Origin of the sequence: Streptomyces sp. NPDC004539 (assembly GCF_040610055.1) — a bacterium.
Taxonomy (GTDB): Bacteria; Actinomycetota; Actinomycetes; order Streptomycetales; family Streptomycetaceae; genus Streptomyces.
This window is the reverse complement of the sequence record NZ_JBEXLS010000004.1, coordinates 35,650-56,014: the sequence shown is the minus strand read 5'-3', so window position 1 is coordinate 56,014 and position 20,365 is coordinate 35,650. Positions and strand designations below refer to the sequence as shown.

Here is a 20,365-nt window from a genome sequence, read left to right as displayed (position 1 = left end):
GGATCATGTAAGACCGCGTGGCTTACCTACCAGACTCGGCTAGGCAAGCCGCTCAGCTAAATGAACCTTGCCTAGCCCGGACACCAGGGAGTCACCCCGTGTCGGCACAGGCCAGGAAGTCCCCTCTCAGGGCGTCTCAGGGAACCACCAGGAGCGCAGCGCTCCGAGTCATCCCGCAGGACCCCGACACGTCAGAGGTCAGGGCAGCGTTCCTCTCCGACTACGCAACGCATCTGCGAGCGACCAACAACAAGCACGGTCGGCCTTACCAGGAGAAGACCGTCAGGTCGTACGTGGAATCCGTCCGGGCTCTGGACCGGTGGATGACAGCAGAGGGTATGGAGGGGGATTACCTCTCCGTCGACACAACCACGCTGAACCTGTTCTTCAGGGCGTACCACCAGGAGCACGAACAGGGTGGGACCAACACAGTTCAGCGGAACCTGCGTACGTTCTTCGTGTGGCTGGAAGGGGAGTACGAGCACCCCAACCCGTACGGGGACAAGAAGCTTCAGCGATACGCACCGCCCCAGGCAGGCAAGCCGCAGACTCTCTCAGCCGAGTTCATCGCTGACCTGTTGAAGGTGACGGGGAACGGGCATCCCCGAGTCAGGGAGTTCGAGACGGTCAGGGATCACGCAATCGTGCGCGTTCTTACGGAGGGACTGAGGGCAGAGGAGTTGCTGACGCTCCGTCTGGACTCTCTCGACCTTGAACAGGGGTTGGCGCAGGTGGTCCCTCTCAAGGACGCACGGAGCACGGGGGAGGGCCGGATCATTCCTCTACAGCCGCGTACGGTCGTTGCTCTGGCCCGGTACATCAGGGTCAGGGAAGCCCACAAGCTCAGCAGGTCTCAGGATCTCTGGTTGGGCACTCGCAACAGGTCTCGGCTCACGTACTCCGGTCTGTACCGGATGCTGAAGCGCAGGGCACAGGAAGCCGGTTACGAGGGATGCCACGCTCATCAGTTCCGGCACACGGCTACAGACGACATGCTGACTGCCGGAATGAGCGGAGAAGACGTGATGACCATTCAGGGCTGGAAGGACCCCACCATGTTGCGGCGCTACGCCGCAGATATGGCTACCAGTAGGGCTCTGAAGGCCGCTAAGCGACTCGGGGACCGGTACTGACCCAAGAGCACAGAGCGAACCCCCAGACGCCGTCTGGGGGTTTTCTCATACCGTCTTATGTGCCTGGGATAATTAGAGAGAGGAAGCGCCGGCGCTTCGTAGGGACAGAGCAAGAGGAGACAGACATGGGAATGAACCCCGTAGACCTTGACGTAGTGGAGCAGATGGCAGCAACAGCCACAGAAGGAAGCCAGGAAGCAGACCAGGGATGGCAGAAATTCCAGCAAGGGCTTATGGCTGCGATTCCGGGAGGCCGTAGAGCCAACTTCGGACAAGGATTCCTGGTTGGCCGTGCAGCACCGCTTAACGGCACCTGATTACCATCAGACCCCTTGAGGTCAATACACTTTCACAACAGTTTTATTACGAAAACCCATGAGTCTGCCGTAAAGTTACGGTGCGTAAATTAGAAGCCCCGACTGTTCTACGGAGAGTAGCATCTCCCGGCGGTTGGGGTTTTCTGCTGTCCGAGCTCTCACCAACATTCTTGGATTTCCTGCCATACTTTACATAAGAGGGGAGGCGTAGGCCGAGAAACTACGACCAACCGAGGTAGCAATGAAGAAGATCAAGATCGAAGACCTTCCCGTCTGGGAGGCAGAAGAACTGAGCCTTGGGGCAAAGCTGCTGTGGCTCTGCAATTTCCGCAGTGCAGACATTGAGAGTGAGACCGCGCGCGGGATTCTTGCACTACTGGCAGAGACAGAGCCCGAGCCTGAGGCGTACGAGTCACAGCTATTGAGCGCGGGATGGGCTACGCGTTACGGAAAGTCTCTGCGTTCAGTCGTCCCAGCCACATTCTGAGGGGTACGTATATGGCACAGAGATACGCACACCTATCGCCAGAGGCGGTAACCGTACACAGCCTAATCAAGTGGCACCTTCAATTCCGCAGTGAGTTCGTCACAGTGGAGGCTCTGGCAAGGGAGGCCCGTCTGAACATTCCTGAGCTAGGAGACTGCCTGAGAGAACTACTGGCATGTCCCGAGAGGAAACTAGTCGCATAGAAGAAAGGAAAGAGATGGAAGAGACAGAGGTAATCGAACTGAAGGGAGTCCCTCTAAGCCCATGGAGACAGAAGCGAATCAGAGACAGGGCCGATCGCCTGTATGACTACCTGGACGATTACGAGGGCGAGAAACTCACACAGAACGAACTCTGCGAGGCTCTGGGACTTGGCATAGACGGCCATCATCTCAGGGAAGCGGCATTGAACCTGGAAGAACGAGGATGGCTCATGGTGGACCGAAACCGTAAGCCTCATGCGTACACACTCAACCGAACAAGGAGAAACACATGACCAACCCAAACGCGTTCAGCTTTGGCGCCAGTGAAAACTACTGGGCTCGCGTGATGACACCTGAATACCAGGCAGAGAAGAAAGCCAGACAGGCACAGGAGAAGCTAGAAGCGGAAAGAGCAGCGGAGCGGCAGAGAAACGAGTGGCAGAAACAGGCTGTCATGAGCGCGGCTGGACCGGCGATCCTGGATATCGTCAATGGGTATCTGGCACAGAATAGACCGGCTGTATCCAGTGAAGTTCAGGAGGTTTTCCTCAACAGGCTAAAAGGTTCCACTCCAGTCGAGTACCGAAGTGCCCTGGAAGTTCTGAAGCAGAACGGATATGTACACGAGCTAGTCTCATCGACGCAAGGATATATGGGACAGAGAACAACCCATCTTTACCCCCTCCTACAGGAGGGGTAGTGGCCAAACCGGAAGAATTGAGTCTTCCTGCGCTGGCAATCTATACGGAATGGATTTCCACTGGAGAACTCATCCATGAGGAAAGTTTTTCACGAGAGTTCCCCGAGAGTGATTACGGGGCGATTCTTAATTCTTTGAAGAAATCGGGACTACTTCCGGAAGGGGCTGGGGAATTCCATCCCGAAACCCAAAGGGGAGTTCTATTTCATCAAAGAACTGCACGGGCCATTCGTATCGACTAGTTAATTCTGGGTCAAAATAGAGAAGTCCCCGTACCCAGGTAGGACGTTGATTCCTGGATACGGGGACTTTTCGTAAAGCTTCGGTCGTCACCGAGCGAGAAAAAGACCGAGCGTGAGATTCAAACAGAAAGAATTCGATTCATGTGCCGAGTAGTAACGTAATTATTTAACGAGAGGTCACGTCAGTGACTGATGTGCCAACATCCCCGAGAATGCCACCTGAAACGTTAACCAAAATAAGGATACCAGTTATGACAGACAGATCAGTCCCGCAGACCCTAGCTCCCAACGCATTGATTACGAGTGAGCTGAAGCCCAGCGTCTTTATGCGCTGGATTGACCTAGCCATGGATCTAGGACCACTCGACTACAAGGAATACAGGTGGGAAGAGCTGGAGGAAAGATGGGGAATCATCAAGAAGCCGGTACAGAAGATGGTGAGGACTCTGGAAGCCGCAGGATGGCTCTCTAGCGAGAAGACCAGAGACGGAGTCCGTATCTACCTCTTCCCCACTGCCGATGCCGCAGAGAGCCATCTGAAGCGCATCAAGGCGCAGACTGAGGATGCATGGAAAGTGAATACCGGCAAGCGACCGAAGACAGCCAGAGACAAGCAGCCGTACCGCAATCAGTACATGGTCGAGAAAGGGAACTTTACCCAGGTTCCAGAGACAATCCTTCAAGACCAGCGCTTCACCAATATGCAGCTAGGTGTGTATGTCGTCATCCGATGCACGACCAACACTCACAGCTTCTGGGGAGAAAGGAAACTTGCCGAGAAAGCCGGTATGGCTCTGTCGACCTTTACCGAGCATCTGAAGACGCTCAAGGAAGCCGGGTACATCGTCTATGACGGAGTCGAAAGGCTATCCAACCGCTACGAGTTCAACGACATGCCGGAATCTCTATCGGTACAGGTGGAATCTCCATCGGTACAGTCGGAACCTGTATCGGTACAGATGGAATCTCTATCGGTACCTATCAATACTAAACACAACACTGAACTAGGAATACTGACTACAACTACTGACCCGACCGGCGTAGCCGGGGGTCAAAACGATAACCAGAGAGAACCAGGGATTTCCCCTACTAAATCAGATACTGCCTCTGACAGTAAGGTAATCCCTGGTGTAGAAGAGACTGAAGAAGTGGATATGGTTCTTCCTCTGGCCAGCGAAGCTAACGGCTCCGCCGTTATCTCCCCTTCCCTTCCCTCTGGTAACCAGGATCAAGACCCCTGGTCTACTCCTAGGTCAGTTGAAGAACTAATGGAACTGGAAAAACAGGATCAAGTACACAGATCTGACGATCCATCAGCTCTCTGCGGTAACCGCCTCCCGCGTCCACGGTCAACCTCTACCTATCTGCAAGACCGCGCGGCTCTGGATGACCTGAAGCGTGACCGAAAGCACGAGAAGCTGAAGGCTCAGGAAGCCCGTATGGAGGCCCGCAGGGCGGAGCAGAAGGCCAACAAGGCTCGCATCCTTGGAGAGCCCCAGAAGGCGCCTGAAGCCGCTATGGAGGCTCCTGCGGCCATGGACCCCGTAAAGCGCCTGCGGGAATATCTCAGCCGCCAGCAAGCGGCCACTGTGCAGCCATAGCGACCCCCAAGTGGGCACCCCTGTACATCCTCGGTTCAACCCTGTATGATCAGTTGCTCAAGTCTTCTCGGGGAGGGGGGTAAGGGGGGAGGGGAATCCGTTGAATCTATTTAAATATGGAATTTCACATAGAAGGCTATGGAAATCCTCGTACAGTATTAGGTAACTCCACTTATCAATTCATAACTATCTAGAATTGATCGAGATCCCCTCATTTGTCGATGTTTGATAATTGGATAAGGCTACTTTATGCAATTCGAAGATTAATTCCAGAAATTACCCCTAGGTTCTATGGTCATGGCAGAACCTAGGAGTTACTCCTCTGATTGAATCCGAGTTCCCTGATTTAAATTCTGAGAACTCGGACTTCTTTAGATTCCTTCCGGAGTTACTTGTCTTGGCCCTGTCAGCTCATGGTCATATACCTATCGGTCTTCACGACCATCTTAGGCATTTTATACAGCGATAGGATCAGGCACTTTCTCCCCACCTGGTTGGTTGCTGGCTCGATGGACAGAATCTCTGCTGTCTTCCCGTTCCACAACTTCAGATGATCACCCGTCTTCAGGTTCCTCGCTGGCTTGCGTACTGGTGTGCTGATACTTCCTCCTTGTGCCGGTTTCCTATGTGACTCCCATCATCCCACCCGCCACTGACAAACAGACATGCTTCATTCCGCTTGTGGGCATAGGAAGAGCGCCCGACCTCAGCAAGACGATCGAGCGCTCATGCGGTGACCTCTTCAGGCTTCCGGACGGACGTTCCACTTCTCCAGTGCTGCCTTATTGGTGGATGCGTCCTTGAACTCAAGAGTCCATGGTCCGGTGTTGACGTCGAACTCCTTCCCGAAGCCAAGCCACTTGCCGACCATCCGGCGTCCGGTCGGCTCGATGAGCATCTGAACAGCCCCGTGATACCGAGCCCCCGCGTAGTAGCCATCCGTGGCCGTCTCCTCCGTCCATGTACCCGTGATGACGTTCCCGTCAAGGGTCAGATCCATGGTCAGGGGGGAGTTCGGGTTCAGGGAGGCATCCGGCAGGGAACGAACCGTGAGCTTGTTCCCGTGCTGGAGCAGCACGACGTAGTGAAGCCCTGTGAACGTCTCCTCACGGCCGGAGGAGAAGAACTCATACCGGCTGAGCCAGATACCCGAGTAGTTGCCGTTCGGTGTCCTGGTGGCCGTCTGAGCAACCTGCGTAGCCCTGGGGGCCGTTGCCGACGACGGCTCAAGGTCGTGTCCCCCGTGACCGTCACTCTGGACACTCGCCAGAACCGCAGGGGCGAACCCCAGGGCATCGATAGGAAGCCCTGTGACCCTCTCTAGAGCCCTTGCGTAGACAGGTCGGGGTGCTCCCGTTGTTCCGGCCTCCCAGCGCTGTACGAGCCGCTTGGAGGCATCGTTGGGTTCCCCTGCTGCTGCGCCTGCCTCCCGAATGGCTCGGGCTAGATCATCTTGGCTCATGAGCAGCCCCATGCGGACTGTCCGGAGCTTGGAGTTGGGTACCGGCTTAGAGGCTGTCTGAGGTGGTGTCTCGGCTGTGGTCATGTGATCAACGGTAGCCGTTTGAGCCCTTGAATGACACCGGTTTGACGCCCTGGTGGACGTCTCTATGACACCCCGTAAGTCGTCGCGGAAAGTAGCAATGGATCGCTAACCGTGACGTATGCCCAGTCGCTACGTGCCCACCATGACCCCGGACCACAACCGTTGGGTGATTCTCGATCTTGAGATGTGGGGGTACTGCACACTCCCCGACCAGGACGACCCCACATCCCTTCTCCCTCTCGAATGGAACAGTCGTGCCGGTGCAGAGTCCTGGCTACAGGGGTGCTACCGCCGCTGGTCTACGTGGGAGCAGCAAGGGGCACCTTCCGGGGCTGACGTCCCGGTCGGGTGGCGACCCCGCACCGAGGGTCCATCGCCTTGGGAGCGCAACCCCGATCTCGACCGGAAGGACGTAGCGGCCATGTGGCTGTGAACGGCCACTGTCTGACGGCGCCGGACATGGAGGAAGCCCCGGAGTGTGAACCCCAGGGCTTCCGCAGCATCCACAAAGCGCCGGCGCATTGCCTCGCACCATGACCCGTCAGGTCACTGCGTCCCCAAGACCTTGACGTCACACGTCTGCACCGACGTGTCACCGGGCATTCGGCCGTTGACCCTGAACGTGGCGGACTTCCCCGGTTGGACCGCTGGACTGGTCATCCTGATCCCCTCCACCTGCCTCCCCTCCCCGTTGAACCAGTAGAGCTGGATGAAGTAGGCCGTGGGGTCCGGGTAGTCGTTGGTCGCCCGGAGTTCCATCGTGGTCCCTTTGCCGGTACCGCAGTCGATGACCTTGACCGGCTCATCCGACTGGGCACCGGGACTACCTCCATCCTCGCTGCTCCCGCATCCGGCTACCGCAAGGCCGGTGAACAGGGCAACTCCCATGAGGAACGCATGGGTTCTCTTCACTCCGGATCACTCCCCTCGTAGGCGGGAATCCGCTGCCCCCGGCTCTCCGCGATGTTCAGTACGTCCCTCAGGCTCTCGATGAGCCGTCCGGCGATCCCGCGCAACTCATCCGATGTGAGCGTGGCGTCCTCTGCGAGCGCAGGTTGCACGAGTCCGACGATGACCGTGGCTGTCTCGATCTGCTGGTTCTCGATCCTGTCCGCGAGTAGGGACAGGGGTGTACGTGTGCCGTCCGTGATCAGGTGTGCTCGCTTTCCTTCCGGCCCCTTCCAGGGCAACAGCCGGACATGGCTGGGCCGGATCTCGGCGCTCATGTGGTCGTCCACGGTCATCAGCTCCTTGTAACCAGTGGCCTCTTGAGCTGAGATTACGCGCTTACGCGTTAGCGCGGTAGCAGATCACCGCAGTACCGCGCACGCTGAATACATGGCTGATCTTGACCGCTCCCGGAATCTCTGGCCCCAGATTGCAGATGATCTGCGCCGACGGTTGCGTGCTGGAGAGTGGGCACCAGGAGAGCGCTTCCCTGGGACGGTCGCACTTGCAGCGGAGTACGGGACGGCACAGGCGACCACACAGAAAGCGGTCGTAGCGCTGCGCACGGAGGGGTGGCTACGGCTGGAAGTCGGACAGGGCAACTTCGTGACCGACGCACCCCCTGAGAACGCCTGAGAGCTGTTCTGGCTACTGCCCAACCCTCTGGAAGCCCTGTGCGCTCGAAAGACTGGGGTAGCCGGTTGGAGAGGCCGAACAGCGAAGGTAGGGGGGTCCTTCAGGCGGTGCGGAACAGCATCAGGAAGGCAGGTAGGCAACTTCACTAGGGTGTCCTACGCAAGTTGCCTGATCCTTCGTCATAGGGTAGTCAGGGCACGTTTCCGCAGGTTAGAGTCATGGCTAGTCACGTTGCCTTACAAGCAGGATGTCGGCGGTTCGAAACCGTCCGCGCCCACACAGGTCGCAGGCCCCCCAGGCACCCCCTAGGGGGCCTTCTCCGTGTCCCGGGGCAGCCCCCGTACCTCCAGCCCCGCCAGCAGCTCGGCCGTCGCCGCCTCGATCGCGGCCACCGCGCGGTCGAACACCTCTTTGTTGTGCGCGGCGGGGGCCCGGAAGCCGGAGACCTTGCGGACGTACTGGAGGGCGGCGGCGTGGAAGTCGTCGGTGGTGGCGTCGTGGGGGAGGGCGGGCGGTCGGAGGGTCTTGATGCTGCGGCACATACGTCCAGTCTCCCCTGGTGGGACCGATCCCGCTGGCGCTTGGCAGGTCACCCGCCCGTTGGCATGATCGTCGGCGGCGGCCACCGGCGTCCGGGGCCGACCGGCGAAAGGAACCACGTCATGACCCACCCCAGACTCACCGTCGCGATCCTCGGCCCCGGCGGGGTCGGCGGCCTCCTCGCCGCCCTCCTGTCCCGCGCCGGACACCGCGTGATCTGCCTCTCCGGCGAGGACACCGCGGCCACCCTCCGTGAGCACGGCATCCGGGTCCGCAGCGGACACTTCGGCGACTTCACCGCCCCGGTCGAGGCCGACACGGAACTCCGCACCCCCGCCGACGCCGTACTGATCACGGTCAAGCAGACCGCTCTGGACGACGCCCTGAAGCGCGTTCCCTCCGAAGTACTAGGGGATGCCCTCCTGGTCCCGTTCCTGAACGGCGTCGAACACCCCGCGGCCCTGCGCGCCCACCACCGCCGTGAACTCGTCGCCCCCGCGGTCATCCGCGTCGAGTCCACCCGCACCGCGCCCGGCGTCGTCGACCACGGCAGCCCCTTCGCGGAGATCGACCTGTCCGGCGACCCGGTCGACCGAACTCGCCTGGAGACGCTGGCCGTCGCCCTGGACGAGGCCGGCCTCAGGGCACGCGTCCTCGACGACGAGACGGAGGCGCTCTGGGCGAAGCTCACGTTCCTCGCCCCCTTCGCCCTGCTGACCACCCGCCACGCCCTCCCGATCGGCGACCTCCGCACCGCCCACCGCGACGAACTCACCGCCCTCGTCACGGAGACCGCCGCGATCAGCACCGCCGTCGGCGCCCCCGCCGACCCTGCCCGGACCCTCGCCCGCTACGACGCCCTCCCGCCCGGCATGAAGTCCTCCATGCAGCGCGACGCCGAGTCCGGCCGCCCTCTCGAACTCGACGCGATCGGCGGGGCGTTGCTGAGAGCGGCCCACGCGCACGAGGTGCCGGTGCCGGTTGCGGAGCGCGTGGTACGGGAGTTGACGGCACACACCGGCTGACTCGCGGGGCGGGGGCGCCTGTTGGCCACACGCCTGTCGGCAACACCCTTGTCGACGTGACGCCTGTCGACGTGACGCCTGTCGTCGGCGCCCCCGCTGCCCCGCTGTCACCCCCCACTGTCAGTCCCCCCGCCTAGGGTCGCCCGCATGAGCACCGACCTCACCGAAGCGGCCTGGGATCGCATAGACGGCTGGCTCCGCACCCACGCCCCCCTCACCTTCGCCACGCTCGCCGGACCGGCGGACGAGGAGGAGATCCGGGCGGCCGAACGGGAGTTGGGCGTCACCTTCCCGCCCGACCTCGTCGCGTCCCTGCGCCGCCACGACGGCTCCCGGCGCGGGCCGGCGGCCTTCCGCTTCCGTACGCACGACCGGCTGCTCGGCGTCCGGGAGATCGTCCGGGAGACGCTGGCCATGCGGGGCCACGCCCGGGACGTGCCCGAGGAGGACGCCGAGTTCTACTGGCTGCCCGAGTACCTCAAGTTCGGTTCCTACGAGGTCACTTCGGACGGCCTGACCCTCGACTCCCGCGCGGGGAGGGCCTCGTGCGGCGCCGTCGGCCGGTTCTTCGACGAGACCGGCACCGACTTCGGGCACGCGGACTCGCTGGGCGGCTATCTGACCGAGCTGGCACGGCAGTTGGCGGACGGCGACGCCGTCGCGTTCGGCGGGCGGCTCGTCTGGGAGTCGGTCCGGCTCCCCGCCCGCCCGGAGTGGGGCGACCCCGGCGACCCGCTGCCCGCCTCGGACGACGGCCTCCCCGACCTCAAGGACCCCGGCTCGCCGGACGACGGGATCACCGCGTTCCGCCTCCACCCCCTCCAGGAACTCGGCGCCCTCATAGCGACCCTGCCCCGCGCCCGTGTCGCCGAGGCCGCCCGCCGCCAACTCCGCAGACTGGCAACGGAGTCGGGGCTCGCGAAGTACCCCGAGATCGCGGCGGCACTGGACACGCTGGACGCGGGCGAGCCGGTACCGAAGGGCGGCCCGCTGACCCTGCGGCTGCGCCACGCGGTCGCGCAGGCGAACGCCCGCCACGACAGCCTGCGCGCCTGGACGGCGGAGCGGGTCGGGTACGGGCTGTGGGGATCGCCGTACACCGCGCTGTGCGAGTTCTCCGTGCTGCGCGGGCAGGCCGGCCGGGGCTGGCGGGCCGAACTGCTCGAAGACCTCGGGAACCCGCCCGTCCCGGCGGTTCCGGACGACGCGTTCTGGGCGGCGCTGGACAACCCGGCCGTCGACACGGGCGGCTACCGCACCCGGTCGTAAAACCGTACGAACGTTCGACTACCTCGTTCGTGTGAACCCCGTGAGGAACTCGCTTCGCAAAATCGAACAGGCGTACCATTACCGCTGTGGCGAAGACCTATGACTTTCCGAGCGACCTGCGCGCCGGTCAGGAGGAGCTGCATCAGGTCCGGGCCGAGCTGTCGGCCCTGCTGAAGCGGCTGCCCTGGTCGGTCGTGCCGCTGGACGGATTCAGTGACAAGGAGGGCTGGCGCAGAGTGGAGCGCCCGGCCTCCCCGGGCTGGACGCAGGACGAGCAGGCGGAGGTGGAGAAGCTGCGCCGCAGAGAGCATGAGCTGGCGGTGTTCGTGACGGGACACCGGTTCTGGTCGGAGGTGGAGACGGGGGAGCGGGTGGCGGCCCGCTCGCGCCTGAAGCACGCGCACGAACCGCCACCCGAACCATGAGCTACTTCTTGCCGAGGAAGCCCTTCATCTCCGCGATCTCGGCCTGCTGCGCCGTGACGATCGCGTCGGAGAGGGCGAGCGCGGGAGCGTAACTCCCCTTGGCCTTCTCGGTTTCGGCCATCTCGATCGCACCCTCGTGGTGTTCGATCATCATCTCCATGAACCGGGTGTCGAACTTCGCGCCGGACGCCGACTCCAGCTCCTTCATGGCGGCGTCGTCCATCATTCCGGCCATCCCGGTCATCCCGGCGTGCTCGGAGTGGTCCGCCTTCTCTGCGGGGACGTCCTCACCCCATGCCTTGAGCCAGCCGCTCATGGTCTCGATCTCGGGGTCCTGGGCCTGCTGAATCCGCCCGGCCAACGCCTTGACCTGCGCGGACGACGCCCGGTCGGCGGCCAGCGCCGCCATCTCGACGGCCTGCCGGTGGTGCGGGATCATCCCCTGCGCGAAGGTGACGTCCTGCGCGTTGTGCGCCGACTCCGAGGCGCCCCGCGAAGCGGACGCGGACGGCGTCGCCGCCGAGTTCGCCCCGCTGCTCGCCTTGTCGTCCCCGCCGCCTCCACAGGCGGCGAGGAGGAGCGCGGCCACGGCGGCCACGGCGATCTGGGCAGGCCGGATACGGCCGATCTTGCTGTTCATGTGCGTGAACTCCTGCGTACGGAAGGTCTTTCGGGCGCGGCTGCACCCCACGCCGGCATCCGGCGTGGCGCGCGGGCGCCTCTAGATCCGCAGGAGCTGGAGTTCGGCGAGCGACGGCGGCGCCCTCGCGGCGCGCGTCGCCGCACGGCCGTCACAGCGCAGGACCTCGTCGGGTACGACGACGGCGACCGGGTCGGGAAGGGGTCCCGCCAGTGCCGGTGCCCCGCCCACCTTGGCCGCCGCGCAGGTCGCGTCGGCGTGCCGGGCGTGTCCGCCGCAGTGGCCGTCCTCGGAGCAGCCGTCGAGCGCGGCGGTCCCGTCGGCACGGCTCTCGACACCGGCCGGGGACATGGCCGTGACCGGAGCGCCGGTGATCGGAGCGCCGGTGACCGGGGTGTCCGTGGCTGGAGCCCCGGCCGCAGCCGCAGCCGCAGCCGAGGTCGTCCCATCGGCCCGTTCATGCCCCACGGCGTGCAGCCCCCCGGGCGCCAGCCCGTGCATCGCCAGCAGTCCCACGAGCACGCCGAGCACGCACACCAACGACGGCCACCCCCGCAGGGGCGACCGCACGGCGCACGGCTCGGCTCGGTTCACGGACGCCATCCTAGGGGGTCGCTGTGTACCCCCTGGGGGTTACCCCGGATCAGCCGGCCTTCTGCGGTCGCATCAGGTACGCCGCCCCCGCGCCCGCCCCGAACAGCGCCACCACGGAAACCCCGGTGGAGAGCCAGCTCGCGCCCAGGAAGTGCGCCCCGTAGTACCCGAGAGCCACGCTGTACCCCGCCCAGGCCATCCCCGCGAGGACCGACCACGGCAGGAAGTCCCGGACCCGGCGGTGCGCGGCGCCGGAGACCAGGGAGACGACGGAGCGCCCGGCGGGGGCGAAGCGGGCGAGGACCATCAGCGGACCGCCGCCCCGCGCGAGGGCCTCGCCGAGACGTTCCTGCGCCGTGGTGAGCCGCCGGGACCTGGCGATGGCCCGGTCGAGCCGCTCACCGCCGCGCCAGGCGAGCCGGTAGGCGACGAGGTCGCCCAGCACGGACGCCGTCGTCGCGGAGAGCATCAGGAAGAGGATGTCGGGCACGTGCTCGGGCACCTGCCCGGCCACCGCCGCACCGGAGCCCGCGGCGGCTGCCGTGGCCGCCGTGATGACGAGCACCCCGCTCGGCAGCACCGGCAGGAAGACGTCGAACAGCACCGACAGGGCCACAACCGCATAGATCCATGGACCGCCGGTCAGCGACCCCACACTTTCCAACACCACGACTCCCGTGACTCCCCCGATGACAGCCATACAGCGTACGCCCAGGGAGTGACAGAAGATCCAGTGGGGGTACGTACGACGCGCACGGAATGTTCACTCGAACGGCACGTTTCGAGCGGCGCTCAAGTCCGCTGTCCCTTAACAACGGAACAAGGGGGTAGCGATCGCGCTGAACCGAGACAGACTTCCGCAAACTTCAGGAACGGTGAGCATTCATGCTGGCAGCCATCTGTGCGGGCGCCGTCGCCGCGGCCCTCGCGGCCGGGCCCGGCGCGGCGCGTGACGTGGTCCTGCGGGCCGACGCCCGGTTCGCGCCGCCGACCGCCTTCGTCCCCTCCGACGCCGTCACCTACGACCAGGATCTCGTCCCGGCGGGCTCGTCGATCGAGGTCGTCCAGCGGACGGTGAACGGCGGCGCCACCGTCGTAACCCTCCGGGTGAGTGGTTTCCCCTCCGGTCGCGTGTTCGGGGCGCATGTGCATCAGAAGGCGTGCGGGGCGGACCCGGCGGCGGCCGGCGGGCACTACCAGCACGTGCCGGGGACGGGGGCCGGCCATGTGAACGAGGAGAACGAGGTGTGGCTCGACTTCACGACCGGCGAGAGCGGGTCGGGGGTGGGCGCCGCCTCGCACACCTGGACGTTCCGGCCCGGGGAGGCGGCGTCCGTGGTGATCCACGACGCGCCCGGCACGAAGGGGGCGCGCGTCGGCTGCTTCACGGTGCCGTTCGGCTGGACCGACGCGAGCTGACGTCAGGGGTACTACGGGGCCGAGGTCAGGGGTACTACGGGTAGGGGCGCCTTTCGAGGCGCCCGCGCGACCACCCGCAGCACCGCCCGCGCCACCGCGTCCGCGTCCGACAGCGTCACCGAGTCCACCCCCGGCCGCGCCCCCGCCGCGGTCACCCAGTGCACCCCCTCGGTCGGCACCCCGAAGGCGAACCGGCGCGGATGGGGCGCCCCGTGCCGGTCGAGCAGGTGGTAGGGCCGGGCGGAGACGTCCACGCCCCCCGTTGTGTAACCGCCTACTACGTGCGCCCGGCACTGCCCCGTCTCCCGCAGGTGGGCCAGGAGGGCGTCCCCGGTCGCGTGCAGATCGGGCTCCGGGAGCCGGGCCTCGACGAGCGTCGTGACCCGGACCGCCGAACCGGGCACGTCGGGGGAGCGGGCGAGCCAGGCGCCGTCCCGCGGGGTCACTTCGAGACGCGGGCCCAGCACCTCCACGACCCCCGCCTCCAGCAGCGCGGTCAGCTCCTCGATCCGGCGCCGGGGCGGGCCGATGGACAGGAACGCGTTCAACGGCGTGTACCAGCCGTCCAGATGGTCGCGCCGCGAGTCCCCCGCGAGCCCGCCGTGGTCGACGACGAGCCGCAACTCGTTGCGCAGATCCCGCAGTACGTCCAGCGCCGCCTTCCACGGCCCGTCCACGTTCCCCTTCACCGCCTCCACGACGTCCTCGCGGAGATACCCGAGCAGCCACTCCCGCCACTCCCCGCGATGCGCGAACTCCCGCCGCGCGTACGGCCGGGAGACCCGCTCCCAGTCCCAGCGGTCCCCCTCGGCCACCCCGAACTCCGAGAGCAGCGAGGCTTCTTGGGGATCGCCGTACGGCACGGCCAGATAGCGCTCGGCGAACTCGGGACGCCGGACCAGCGCCGTGTAGTACACCGTCTCGACCTCCTTCGCCACCAACGGCCAGACGTCGCGCAGGAAGTCGGGCGCCTCCCCGGAGTCCGCGCGCTTGCGGAACGCGGAGACCGCCTCGGGCGTCAGCACCTCGGGCAGATGCCGCCCGTACGGCCCCTTCGCGTTGTCCCCGCGCGCCTGGTAGGGCAGCCCCCGCCGCGACCCGGCGTAGATCCGCGGCTCCCGCCCCGACGGCACGTACCGCAGCCCGCCGTCCCGCGTCGCGGCGTACGTCCCGCCCCGGCCCGTCGTCAACAGGGCCATGTGGTCGAAGAAGTTGAGCCCGAGCCCCCGCAACAGCACGGCCTCGCCCGGCGGTACGGACCCGAGGTCGACGTCCGCCGGGTTCGCCGGGGGTATGTGCCGCAGCGCGTGCCGCTCGGCGTGCTCGGTGTCGCGCCGCTCGGCCGCCGAGGGCCGCGCCGGGAGGTGCCCCTGCGCGAGGACGACCGCCGAAAGCCCGGACAGCGTACGGCCGTTGTCCAGGACGAGGGTCTGCCGGCCGTCCGCCGCGTCGTCGAGGCGCGTCGCGCGCGCCCGGTGGGTCTCGACGCGGACCGAGGCGGGCGCCCCGCTCAGCGTGCGGGCGAACACCCACTCCAGGTAACGGCCGTACAGCGCGCGGGTCGGGTAGTCGTCCGGGCCGATCGCGCCGTCCGCCCACTCGTGCAGGCTCGGGCCGGGCAGGACCGGGCCCGAGCAGTTCACGCTGTCGTCCGTGAACAGGGTCACCTGGGAGGCCACGGTGTTCATCAGCAGTTCCCGGGACTGCGCGGTGCGCCAGACACGGCCGGGGCCCGGCGGCGCCGGGTCGACGACGTGCACGGTCAACCGGACGCCCGGGGCGAGCAGTTCCGGCGCCGAGGCGCAGAGGCGTTCCAGGACGCTGGTGCCGCGCGGACCGGCGCCGACCAGGGCGACCGAGAGCGGTGCCGGTTCGGCGCCCGCCCGTTGCTGCGGCACAGAGAACACAGTGGACAAAGGTGGACTCCCAGGCGTGTGGGGGCGCGGTGGAGCGCAGCGCCCCCCGGAAGGGGGGACACCCGTTCGGGAGAACGGACGGCCGCCTCATCATTGCCCTCGCTCGTCACGGAAGCCAACGTGGGCCCCCGCGGTCACAGTTCCCCCACATCGAAACGTGGAGGAAACCTTTGCCGAACCCCCGCTGATCCGCCGCTGATCCGGTCTTGATCGGGACCTGCGAAGGTCGTGAGCGACCGATACCGCTTCCCACCTGGACGATCCGGACCGAAGAGGCAAGCACCTATGGCAGCTCCCGAACTCCCGTCCGCCGTCAGGCCCGTTCTCGCGCACCCGCGACGCCGGGCGCCCGCGGCCCTCGACCTCGACGACCGGCAGCGCAAGCTCATCGCCCTGCTCTACGCCGGGCACACCGACACGAGCGCCGCGCACCGGCTCGGGGTCAGCCCCCGGACCGTCACCAACATCCTGCGCGCGCTCATGGACCGGCTCGGCGTCGACAACCGCTTCCAGCTCGGCATGGTGCTCGGCTCCCGGCTGCGCGTCCCGGACCGTGCCGCGCTCGCCCCGGCCCCGGCGCCGCCCGCCGGACTCCCGTCCTCCCGGCGGCCCCAGGGCAGACCGGCGGCCGGACGCCCCTGACGCCCCGTGAGCCCACGGGGGGCTCGGGGACCCGCCATGCCGCGAACCGAGAGGCCACAGTGACCAGTTCAGTGAAGAACGACAGGACCGTCCGCGTCGGATGCGAGGAGGACGTACCGGGCCGCCTCTACGGCAGGCTCACCGACGCGTTGTTGTGGACGGCGCTGCAACAGTCGGTCTTCTCGCGGCTGCCGCACCCGTTCACGTTCGTGGACGCCTCCGCCCGCGCGGGGCGCTGGGCACGCCGGATCGCCTCCGAGTACCCGCAGAGCACGGGCGTCCACATCGCCGCGACCCCCGAGGCGGCCCGCGAGGCCCGCGCCCGCTCGGACGGCGCCGGGTACGGCCGTCAGGTGCGCCATGTCGCCGCGCGGCCCGGGGAGTTGGCCGGCCTCCTCGACGACGGCGGCTACGACCTCGTCTTCCACGACTGCTCCCTGCTCAACGTCTGTCCCCAACCGGAGTCGGGGCTGCGGGAGTTAGTGCGGCTGGTGGCCCCCGGCGGCCTCATGGTGTCCTTCCTGCCCAGCCGTTGGCACACCGCGCTGGAGTACCTGGGCTGCGGCGACCTCCAGGCGGCCCTGCACAGCCTCGCCGGCCACGACCCCGGCGGTCCCGGCGCCCCGCACGCCCACCTCTTCACCCCCGGCCAGATCCGCCTCCTGTGCATGGCCCTCGACCTCCGCCTCGACACCCTCACCGGCTTCCCCGGCCTGGTCCTGCCCGCGGCCGGCTCCTTCTACGAACAGTTCCCCCACCAGGAGGCCACCTTCGCCAACGTCCTGAAGATGGAACGCGAACTCCTGATCGACCCCGACTCCGGTGCCCGCGGCGCCAACCTCCTGGCGGTGTCCTCCCGCCCGGCGGGAGGCGGGTGACCTCACTGCTGCCCGCCGTCCCCGCCCGGCGTGAGCGCCGGCAGGGCCGACAGGAGTTCGCTCGCCCGGTGTTCCTCCGGGAGGTGCAGCTCGGCCATCATGCGGCGGGACTCGGTGAGGGCGGTGCGGGCGGCGTCGGGCTCGCCCAGGTCGAGCCGTATCCGGCCGAGGACCATCAGCGCCTGGGCCAGATTGCGGACGTCGCGGGCCCGTTCGCACATCTCGACGGCGCGCACCGCCTCCACCACCGCCGACTCCGCGTGCCCCAGGGCCCGCAGGGAGTCCGCGAGCCGGAACCGGGCGCTGGCCTCCCGGCTCGTCAGCCCCGCCTCCAGGGCGACCGACAGACACCGCTCGTACCAGGTGACGGCCGTCTCGGGGGCGCCCAGCGTGTGGTGGGCGTACCCGAGGACGTAGAAGGCGTACGCGGCGCCCCCCGGGTTCCCGCACAGCCCCGGGGTGTCCGCCATCAGCCGCTCGCAGACGGCGATGGCCCGCTCCGGATCGCCCGTACTGACGTACAGGAGCGCCGAGTTGAGGGTCGTCGCGACCTCACCGGTGAGATGGCCGAGCCGCCTCGCCAGCACGATCGCCTCGTCGTAGCAGCCGATGGCCTCGGTGTACTCCCCCCTCAACTGGTGTGCGAGACCCAGGTCGTTGAGCGCCTGACGGAGGATCACATGGTCCTCGGAGTGCCGCGTCAGCGCGACCGCGAGCGTGGAGTGCTCGACGGCGACGGCGAGCCGGGAGCGCGCGAGGTGGATGTTCCCGCTGAGGAACCGCGCCCGCCCCTCGGTCCGTTCGTCCCCCGCCAGCACGGCGGCCCGCGTCAGACCGTGGATCGTGGCGTTCCACGCGACATGGCTCGTGTCACCCCAGTACGCGCTCAGCGCGATCAGCAGATCCGTCGCCGGCGTGAGCCACTCCCGGTGGTTGCACACCCCGGGCCGAGCCTCCGACCACTCCTGCGCGACCTGCGCCGCGACGGCCAGCGCCGTCGGGGCCTCCGACACTGCCCACGCCCGCGCCTCGGGGAGCCCGTGGAACGGCCGCCCCGGCATCCTGGCCGGGCTGAGGGCGTCCTCGATGGGGTCACCGGGCACCGCGTGCCGGAAGGCGTCCACCGCCGACGCCAGCAGCGAGTGCAGGAGCCGCTGGAACGGCTCGTAGTACATGTTCCTGGGCAGCTTCTCCCGCGCGAACGTCCGCAGCAGGCTGTGGAACCGGTAGCGGCCCGCCGTCGGCGCCTCCAGGACGGCCGCGTCGACGAGCGACTCCAGGAACTCCTCCGCGTCCAGCTCGTCCACCCCGAGCAGCGCGGCGGCGCTCGCCAGCGACAGATCGGGAGTGCTCGCGCACGACAGCAGGCACAGCGCGTGCGCCTGGTCCGCCGGGAGCTGCCGGAACATCACGTCGAACACGGCCGACACGGTCAGCTCGCCCGCCTTCAGCTCGCTGAGCCTGCGCCGCTCGTCCGCGAGCCGCGCGGCCAGCGAGCGGATCGACCAGCGCGGCCGGGCCGCCAGCCGCGCGGCCACGATCCGCACCGCCAGCGGGAGATAGGCGCACGACTCCATCAGCGAGGCCGCCGCCTCCGGCTCCGCCCGCACCCGTTCGGCACCGATCGCGTGGGTCAGCAGTTCGAGCGCCTCGTCGAGGTAGAACGCCTCCAACTCGACCTGGAGGGAGGCCGGCAGCCCGCCGAGCCGGGTCCGGCTGGTGATCAGCACCCCGCAGTGCGCGCTGCCCGGCAGCAGCGGCCGGATCTGCGCCGCGTCCCGCGCGTCGTCCAGCACGATCAGCACCCGGCGCTCGTTCAGCACGGTCCGCAGCAGCGCCGTCCGCGCCTCCAGCGGTTCCGGGACGTCCTCGGGGCGGGTGCCGAGCGCCCGCAGGAAGCCGATCAGCACGCTCTCCGGTGCCGCCATCGCGCCGAGGTCCGCGTACAACTGGCCGTCCGGGTACGCCTCGCGCACCCGGTGGGCGACGTGCAGCGCCAGCGAGGACTTGCCGACGCCGCCCATTCCGGCCAGCACGACCACCGGGAGCGCCGGCCGGTTCTCCGCGTTCATCGCCGAGGTGAGCGCCTGGGCGACATGCGCGCGGCCGATGAAGTCCGCCGGTTCCGGGGGGAGTTGCGCGGGCGGCAGCACGGGCACGGCGGCCGTCCGGTCGTCCGCGTGCCCGCCGTACTCCGCCGGGTCGGGTACGGCGTCCAGCTCGCCGCTGAGGATCTGCCGGTGCACGGCGGTGAGTTCGGCGCCGGGGTCGACGCCGAGTTCGTCGACGAGGAGCCGGCGCGCTTCGTGATAGGTCGTCAGGGCGTCGGCCCGGCGGCCGGATTGGACCTGTGCGCGCATCAGCAGGGCGTAGAGTCGCTCCCGTAAGGGATAACGGCCGACCAGTTCCAGCAACTCGGGAATGCACAACTGCCCTTGACCGAGTGCGATGACGGTGTCGAGGCGCTCTTCCTCAAGGGCGAGCCGGGTCTCGTTGATCCGGTCGCGCTGAAGTGCCGCGTAGGGGCCGGGAATCCCGGTGAGAGGTTCTCCTTTCCACAGGGCGAGAGCCTGTTCCAAGGAGTCCAGCGCATGGTGCGGACCATTGGCGGTGACCGCTTCTCGGCCGAATCGCCTCGCCTCGTACCAGTCGATGTGTTCGTCCTGGACGACGAGCCGGTAACCGTCGCCCACGGAGACCAGAAACTCCGGGGACTTGCTGTTCGTTTCCAGAATCTTCCGCAGCCGCCAGGCATAGGTGCGCAAGGTGGTGAGGGCGGAGGTGGGGATGTCCTCGCCCCAGATCGCCGCTATCAGGTCGGCCGCCGACGCGGTTTTCCCGCGGCGCATGAGGAGGGCGGCGAACAGGGCCTGCTGCTGAGGGTTTCCCAGGTCCAGGTCGGTCGAGTCCCTGCGCACTTCGAGAAAGCCGAGAAGGGACACATGGAGGACCGCCACCGGGTCACCTCTCTGGTCGAACCGAGCGCCGCGCGGATCATCCTAGCCCGAGAGCTTGCAGCTTCAAGCAGTCGTGGCGGGATGTTTTCTCTCGGTAGGTGTGATTGACCGTGGGATTACTGGTGAAGGGGCGAATTGTGGAACGGGTGAACATGTGAACATGTCTCGTTCGGAATCTCGCACCGGGGTGAATTGCCCGGTATTCGGCCTCCGTAGATCGTCCGTCCATCGTCCGCTGATCCTCTAC

General features: G+C 66.5%; 22 protein-coding genes. 13 read left to right on the top strand and 9 right to left on the bottom strand.

Going from position 1 to position 20,365, the window contains the following annotated elements:
• Nucleotides 1-98 precede the first annotated feature (98 nt).
• The 6 genes from ABZX85_RS09750 to ABZX85_RS09725 all read left to right on the top strand — a co-directional run bounded on the left by ABZX85_RS09750 (nt 99) and on the right by ABZX85_RS09725 (nt 4,683).
• A complete protein-coding gene (locus ABZX85_RS09750) occupies nt 99-1,133 on the top strand; it encodes a tyrosine-type recombinase/integrase (RefSeq protein WP_355864310.1) in 1,035 nt (344 codons plus the stop codon).
• Between the two features lie 558 nt (nt 1,134-1,691).
• Nucleotides 1,692-1,937, top strand: coding sequence for a hypothetical protein (locus ABZX85_RS09745; RefSeq protein ID WP_355864309.1), 246 nt, complete (start codon nt 1,692-1,694; stop codon nt 1,935-1,937).
• A gap of 217 nt (nt 1,938-2,154) precedes the next feature.
• Complete coding sequence (locus ABZX85_RS09740; RefSeq protein ID WP_355864307.1) at nt 2,155-2,433, top strand: hypothetical protein; 279 nt, start codon at nt 2,155-2,157, stop codon at nt 2,431-2,433.
• Nucleotides 2,430-2,840: a hypothetical protein gene (locus ABZX85_RS09735; protein WP_355864305.1), complete on the top strand. Its 411-nt coding sequence runs from the start codon at nt 2,430-2,432 to the stop codon at nt 2,838-2,840. Before ABZX85_RS09740 ends, ABZX85_RS09735 begins: the two co-directional genes overlap by 4 nt.
• Nucleotides 2,840-3,082, top strand: a complete 243-nt coding sequence (locus ABZX85_RS09730) for a hypothetical protein (protein ID WP_355864304.1) — start codon at nt 2,840-2,842, stop codon at nt 3,080-3,082. The genes ABZX85_RS09735 and ABZX85_RS09730 overlap by 1 nt, the downstream gene beginning before the upstream one ends.
• Before the next feature lie 251 nt (nt 3,083-3,333).
• Complete coding sequence (locus ABZX85_RS09725; protein WP_355864302.1) at nt 3,334-4,683, top strand: hypothetical protein; 1,350 nt, start codon at nt 3,334-3,336, stop codon at nt 4,681-4,683.
• Nucleotides 4,684-5,425: 742 nt separating this feature from the next.
• On the opposite strand, the gene ABZX85_RS09720 is transcribed toward ABZX85_RS09725, so the two are convergent.
• From ABZX85_RS09720 to ABZX85_RS09710, 3 genes are all read right to left on the bottom strand, one after another.
• Complete coding sequence (locus tag ABZX85_RS09720; protein ID WP_355864300.1) at nt 5,426-6,229, bottom strand: helix-turn-helix transcriptional regulator; 804 nt, start codon at nt 6,227-6,229, stop codon at nt 5,426-5,428.
• A 546-nt stretch (nt 6,230-6,775) separates the two neighbouring features.
• Nucleotides 6,776-7,141: a hypothetical protein gene (locus tag ABZX85_RS09715; protein WP_355864298.1), complete on the bottom strand. Its 366-nt coding sequence runs from the start codon at nt 7,139-7,141 to the stop codon at nt 6,776-6,778.
• Nucleotides 7,138-7,473: a hypothetical protein gene (locus ABZX85_RS09710; RefSeq protein WP_355864296.1), complete on the bottom strand. Its 336-nt coding sequence runs from the start codon at nt 7,471-7,473 to the stop codon at nt 7,138-7,140. Before ABZX85_RS09710 ends, ABZX85_RS09715 begins: the two co-directional genes overlap by 4 nt.
• 94 nt (nt 7,474-7,567) lie before the next feature.
• Between ABZX85_RS09710 and ABZX85_RS09705 the strand changes: the two genes are divergently transcribed.
• Entirely contained in the window at nt 7,568-7,813 is a 246-nt protein-coding gene (locus ABZX85_RS09705) for a GntR family transcriptional regulator (RefSeq protein ID WP_355864294.1), read from the top strand.
• 305 nt (nt 7,814-8,118) lie between these two features.
• On the opposite strand, the gene ABZX85_RS09700 is transcribed toward ABZX85_RS09705, so the two are convergent.
• On the bottom strand, nt 8,119-8,355 hold the full coding sequence (locus tag ABZX85_RS09700) for a DUF2277 domain-containing protein (RefSeq protein ID WP_355864292.1): 237 nt from the start codon (nt 8,353-8,355) through the stop codon (nt 8,119-8,121).
• Between the two features lie 120 nt (nt 8,356-8,475).
• On the opposite strand from ABZX85_RS09700, the gene ABZX85_RS09695 reads away from it, so the two are divergent.
• The 3 genes from ABZX85_RS09695 to ABZX85_RS09685 all read left to right on the top strand — a co-directional run bounded on the left by ABZX85_RS09695 (nt 8,476) and on the right by ABZX85_RS09685 (nt 11,072).
• Nucleotides 8,476-9,378: a 2-dehydropantoate 2-reductase gene (locus ABZX85_RS09695; protein ID WP_355864290.1), complete on the top strand. Its 903-nt coding sequence runs from the start codon at nt 8,476-8,478 to the stop codon at nt 9,376-9,378.
• Nucleotides 9,379-9,525: 147 nt separating this feature from the next.
• Entirely contained in the window at nt 9,526-10,647 is a 1,122-nt protein-coding gene (locus ABZX85_RS09690; RefSeq protein WP_355864288.1) for an SMI1/KNR4 family protein, read from the top strand.
• 86 nt (nt 10,648-10,733) lie between these two features.
• Nucleotides 10,734-11,072: a hypothetical protein gene (locus ABZX85_RS09685; RefSeq protein ID WP_355864286.1), complete on the top strand. Its 339-nt coding sequence runs from the start codon at nt 10,734-10,736 to the stop codon at nt 11,070-11,072.
• A gap of 1 nt (nt 11,073) precedes the next feature.
• Here ABZX85_RS09685 and ABZX85_RS09680 read toward each other — a convergent pair whose 3' ends face one another.
• The 3 genes from ABZX85_RS09680 to ABZX85_RS09670 form a co-directional block, all read right to left on the bottom strand.
• Nucleotides 11,074-11,712, bottom strand: coding sequence for a DUF305 domain-containing protein (locus ABZX85_RS09680; RefSeq protein ID WP_355864284.1), 639 nt, complete (start codon nt 11,710-11,712; stop codon nt 11,074-11,076).
• Nucleotides 11,713-11,793: 81 nt separating this feature from the next.
• Entirely contained in the window at nt 11,794-12,306 is a 513-nt protein-coding gene (locus tag ABZX85_RS09675; RefSeq protein WP_355864282.1) for a DUF6153 family protein, read from the bottom strand.
• Nucleotides 12,307-12,355: 49 nt separating this feature from the next.
• The gene (locus ABZX85_RS09670; protein ID WP_355865421.1) at nt 12,356-12,973 is read right to left on the bottom strand and encodes a VTT domain-containing protein; all 618 of its coding nucleotides are present in this window, start codon (nt 12,971-12,973) and stop codon (nt 12,356-12,358) included.
• 218 nt (nt 12,974-13,191) lie between these two features.
• Here ABZX85_RS09670 and ABZX85_RS09665 point away from each other — a divergent pair, with 218 nt between their 5' ends.
• Nucleotides 13,192-13,725 (top strand): superoxide dismutase family protein, encoded by a 534-nt coding sequence (locus ABZX85_RS09665; RefSeq protein ID WP_355864280.1) that lies wholly within the window; start codon nt 13,192-13,194, stop codon nt 13,723-13,725.
• A gap of 11 nt (nt 13,726-13,736) precedes the next feature.
• Here ABZX85_RS09665 and ABZX85_RS09660 read toward each other — a convergent pair whose 3' ends face one another.
• Entirely contained in the window at nt 13,737-15,623 is a 1,887-nt protein-coding gene (locus ABZX85_RS09660) for an FAD/NAD(P)-binding protein (protein WP_355864278.1), read from the bottom strand.
• 303 nt (nt 15,624-15,926) lie between these two features.
• Between ABZX85_RS09660 and ABZX85_RS09655 the strand changes: the two genes are divergently transcribed.
• Both ABZX85_RS09655 and ABZX85_RS09650 read left to right on the top strand, forming a co-directional pair.
• Nucleotides 15,927-16,283: a helix-turn-helix transcriptional regulator gene (locus ABZX85_RS09655; RefSeq protein ID WP_355864276.1), complete on the top strand. Its 357-nt coding sequence runs from the start codon at nt 15,927-15,929 to the stop codon at nt 16,281-16,283.
• Between the two features lie 71 nt (nt 16,284-16,354).
• On the top strand, nt 16,355-17,161 hold the full coding sequence (locus ABZX85_RS09650; RefSeq protein WP_355864274.1) for a methyltransferase domain-containing protein: 807 nt from the start codon (nt 16,355-16,357) through the stop codon (nt 17,159-17,161).
• Between the two features lie 2 nt (nt 17,162-17,163).
• On the opposite strand, the gene ABZX85_RS09645 is transcribed toward ABZX85_RS09650, so the two are convergent.
• Nucleotides 17,164-20,118: a BTAD domain-containing putative transcriptional regulator gene (locus ABZX85_RS09645; protein WP_355864272.1), complete on the bottom strand. Its 2,955-nt coding sequence runs from the start codon at nt 20,116-20,118 to the stop codon at nt 17,164-17,166.
• Between the last annotated feature and the right edge of the window lie 247 nt (nt 20,119-20,365).

Coding starts and splice junctions, on each gene's coding strand:
- ABZX85_RS09700 (WP_355864292.1), bottom strand. CDS start 8,355: ATGTGCCGCAGCATCAAGACCCTCCGACCGCCCGCCCTCCCCCACGAC.
- ABZX85_RS09745 (WP_355864309.1), top strand. CDS start 1,692: ATGAAGAAGATCAAGATCGAAGACCTTCCCGTCTGGGAGGCAGAAGAA.
- ABZX85_RS09665 (WP_355864280.1), top strand. CDS start 13,192: ATGCTGGCAGCCATCTGTGCGGGCGCCGTCGCCGCGGCCCTCGCGGCC.
- ABZX85_RS09690 (WP_355864288.1), top strand. CDS start 9,526: ATGAGCACCGACCTCACCGAAGCGGCCTGGGATCGCATAGACGGCTGG.
- ABZX85_RS09735 (WP_355864305.1), top strand. CDS start 2,430: ATGACCAACCCAAACGCGTTCAGCTTTGGCGCCAGTGAAAACTACTGG.
- ABZX85_RS09655 (WP_355864276.1), top strand. CDS start 15,927: ATGGCAGCTCCCGAACTCCCGTCCGCCGTCAGGCCCGTTCTCGCGCAC.
- ABZX85_RS09720 (WP_355864300.1), bottom strand. CDS start 6,229: ATGACCACAGCCGAGACACCACCTCAGACAGCCTCTAAGCCGGTACCC.
- ABZX85_RS09705 (WP_355864294.1), top strand. CDS start 7,568: ATGGCTGATCTTGACCGCTCCCGGAATCTCTGGCCCCAGATTGCAGAT.
- ABZX85_RS09725 (WP_355864302.1), top strand. CDS start 3,334: ATGACAGACAGATCAGTCCCGCAGACCCTAGCTCCCAACGCATTGATT.
- ABZX85_RS09740 (WP_355864307.1), top strand. CDS start 2,155: ATGGAAGAGACAGAGGTAATCGAACTGAAGGGAGTCCCTCTAAGCCCA.
- ABZX85_RS09695 (WP_355864290.1), top strand. CDS start 8,476: ATGACCCACCCCAGACTCACCGTCGCGATCCTCGGCCCCGGCGGGGTC.
- ABZX85_RS09680 (WP_355864284.1), bottom strand. CDS start 11,712: ATGAACAGCAAGATCGGCCGTATCCGGCCTGCCCAGATCGCCGTGGCC.
- ABZX85_RS09710 (WP_355864296.1), bottom strand. CDS start 7,473: ATGACCGTGGACGACCACATGAGCGCCGAGATCCGGCCCAGCCATGTC.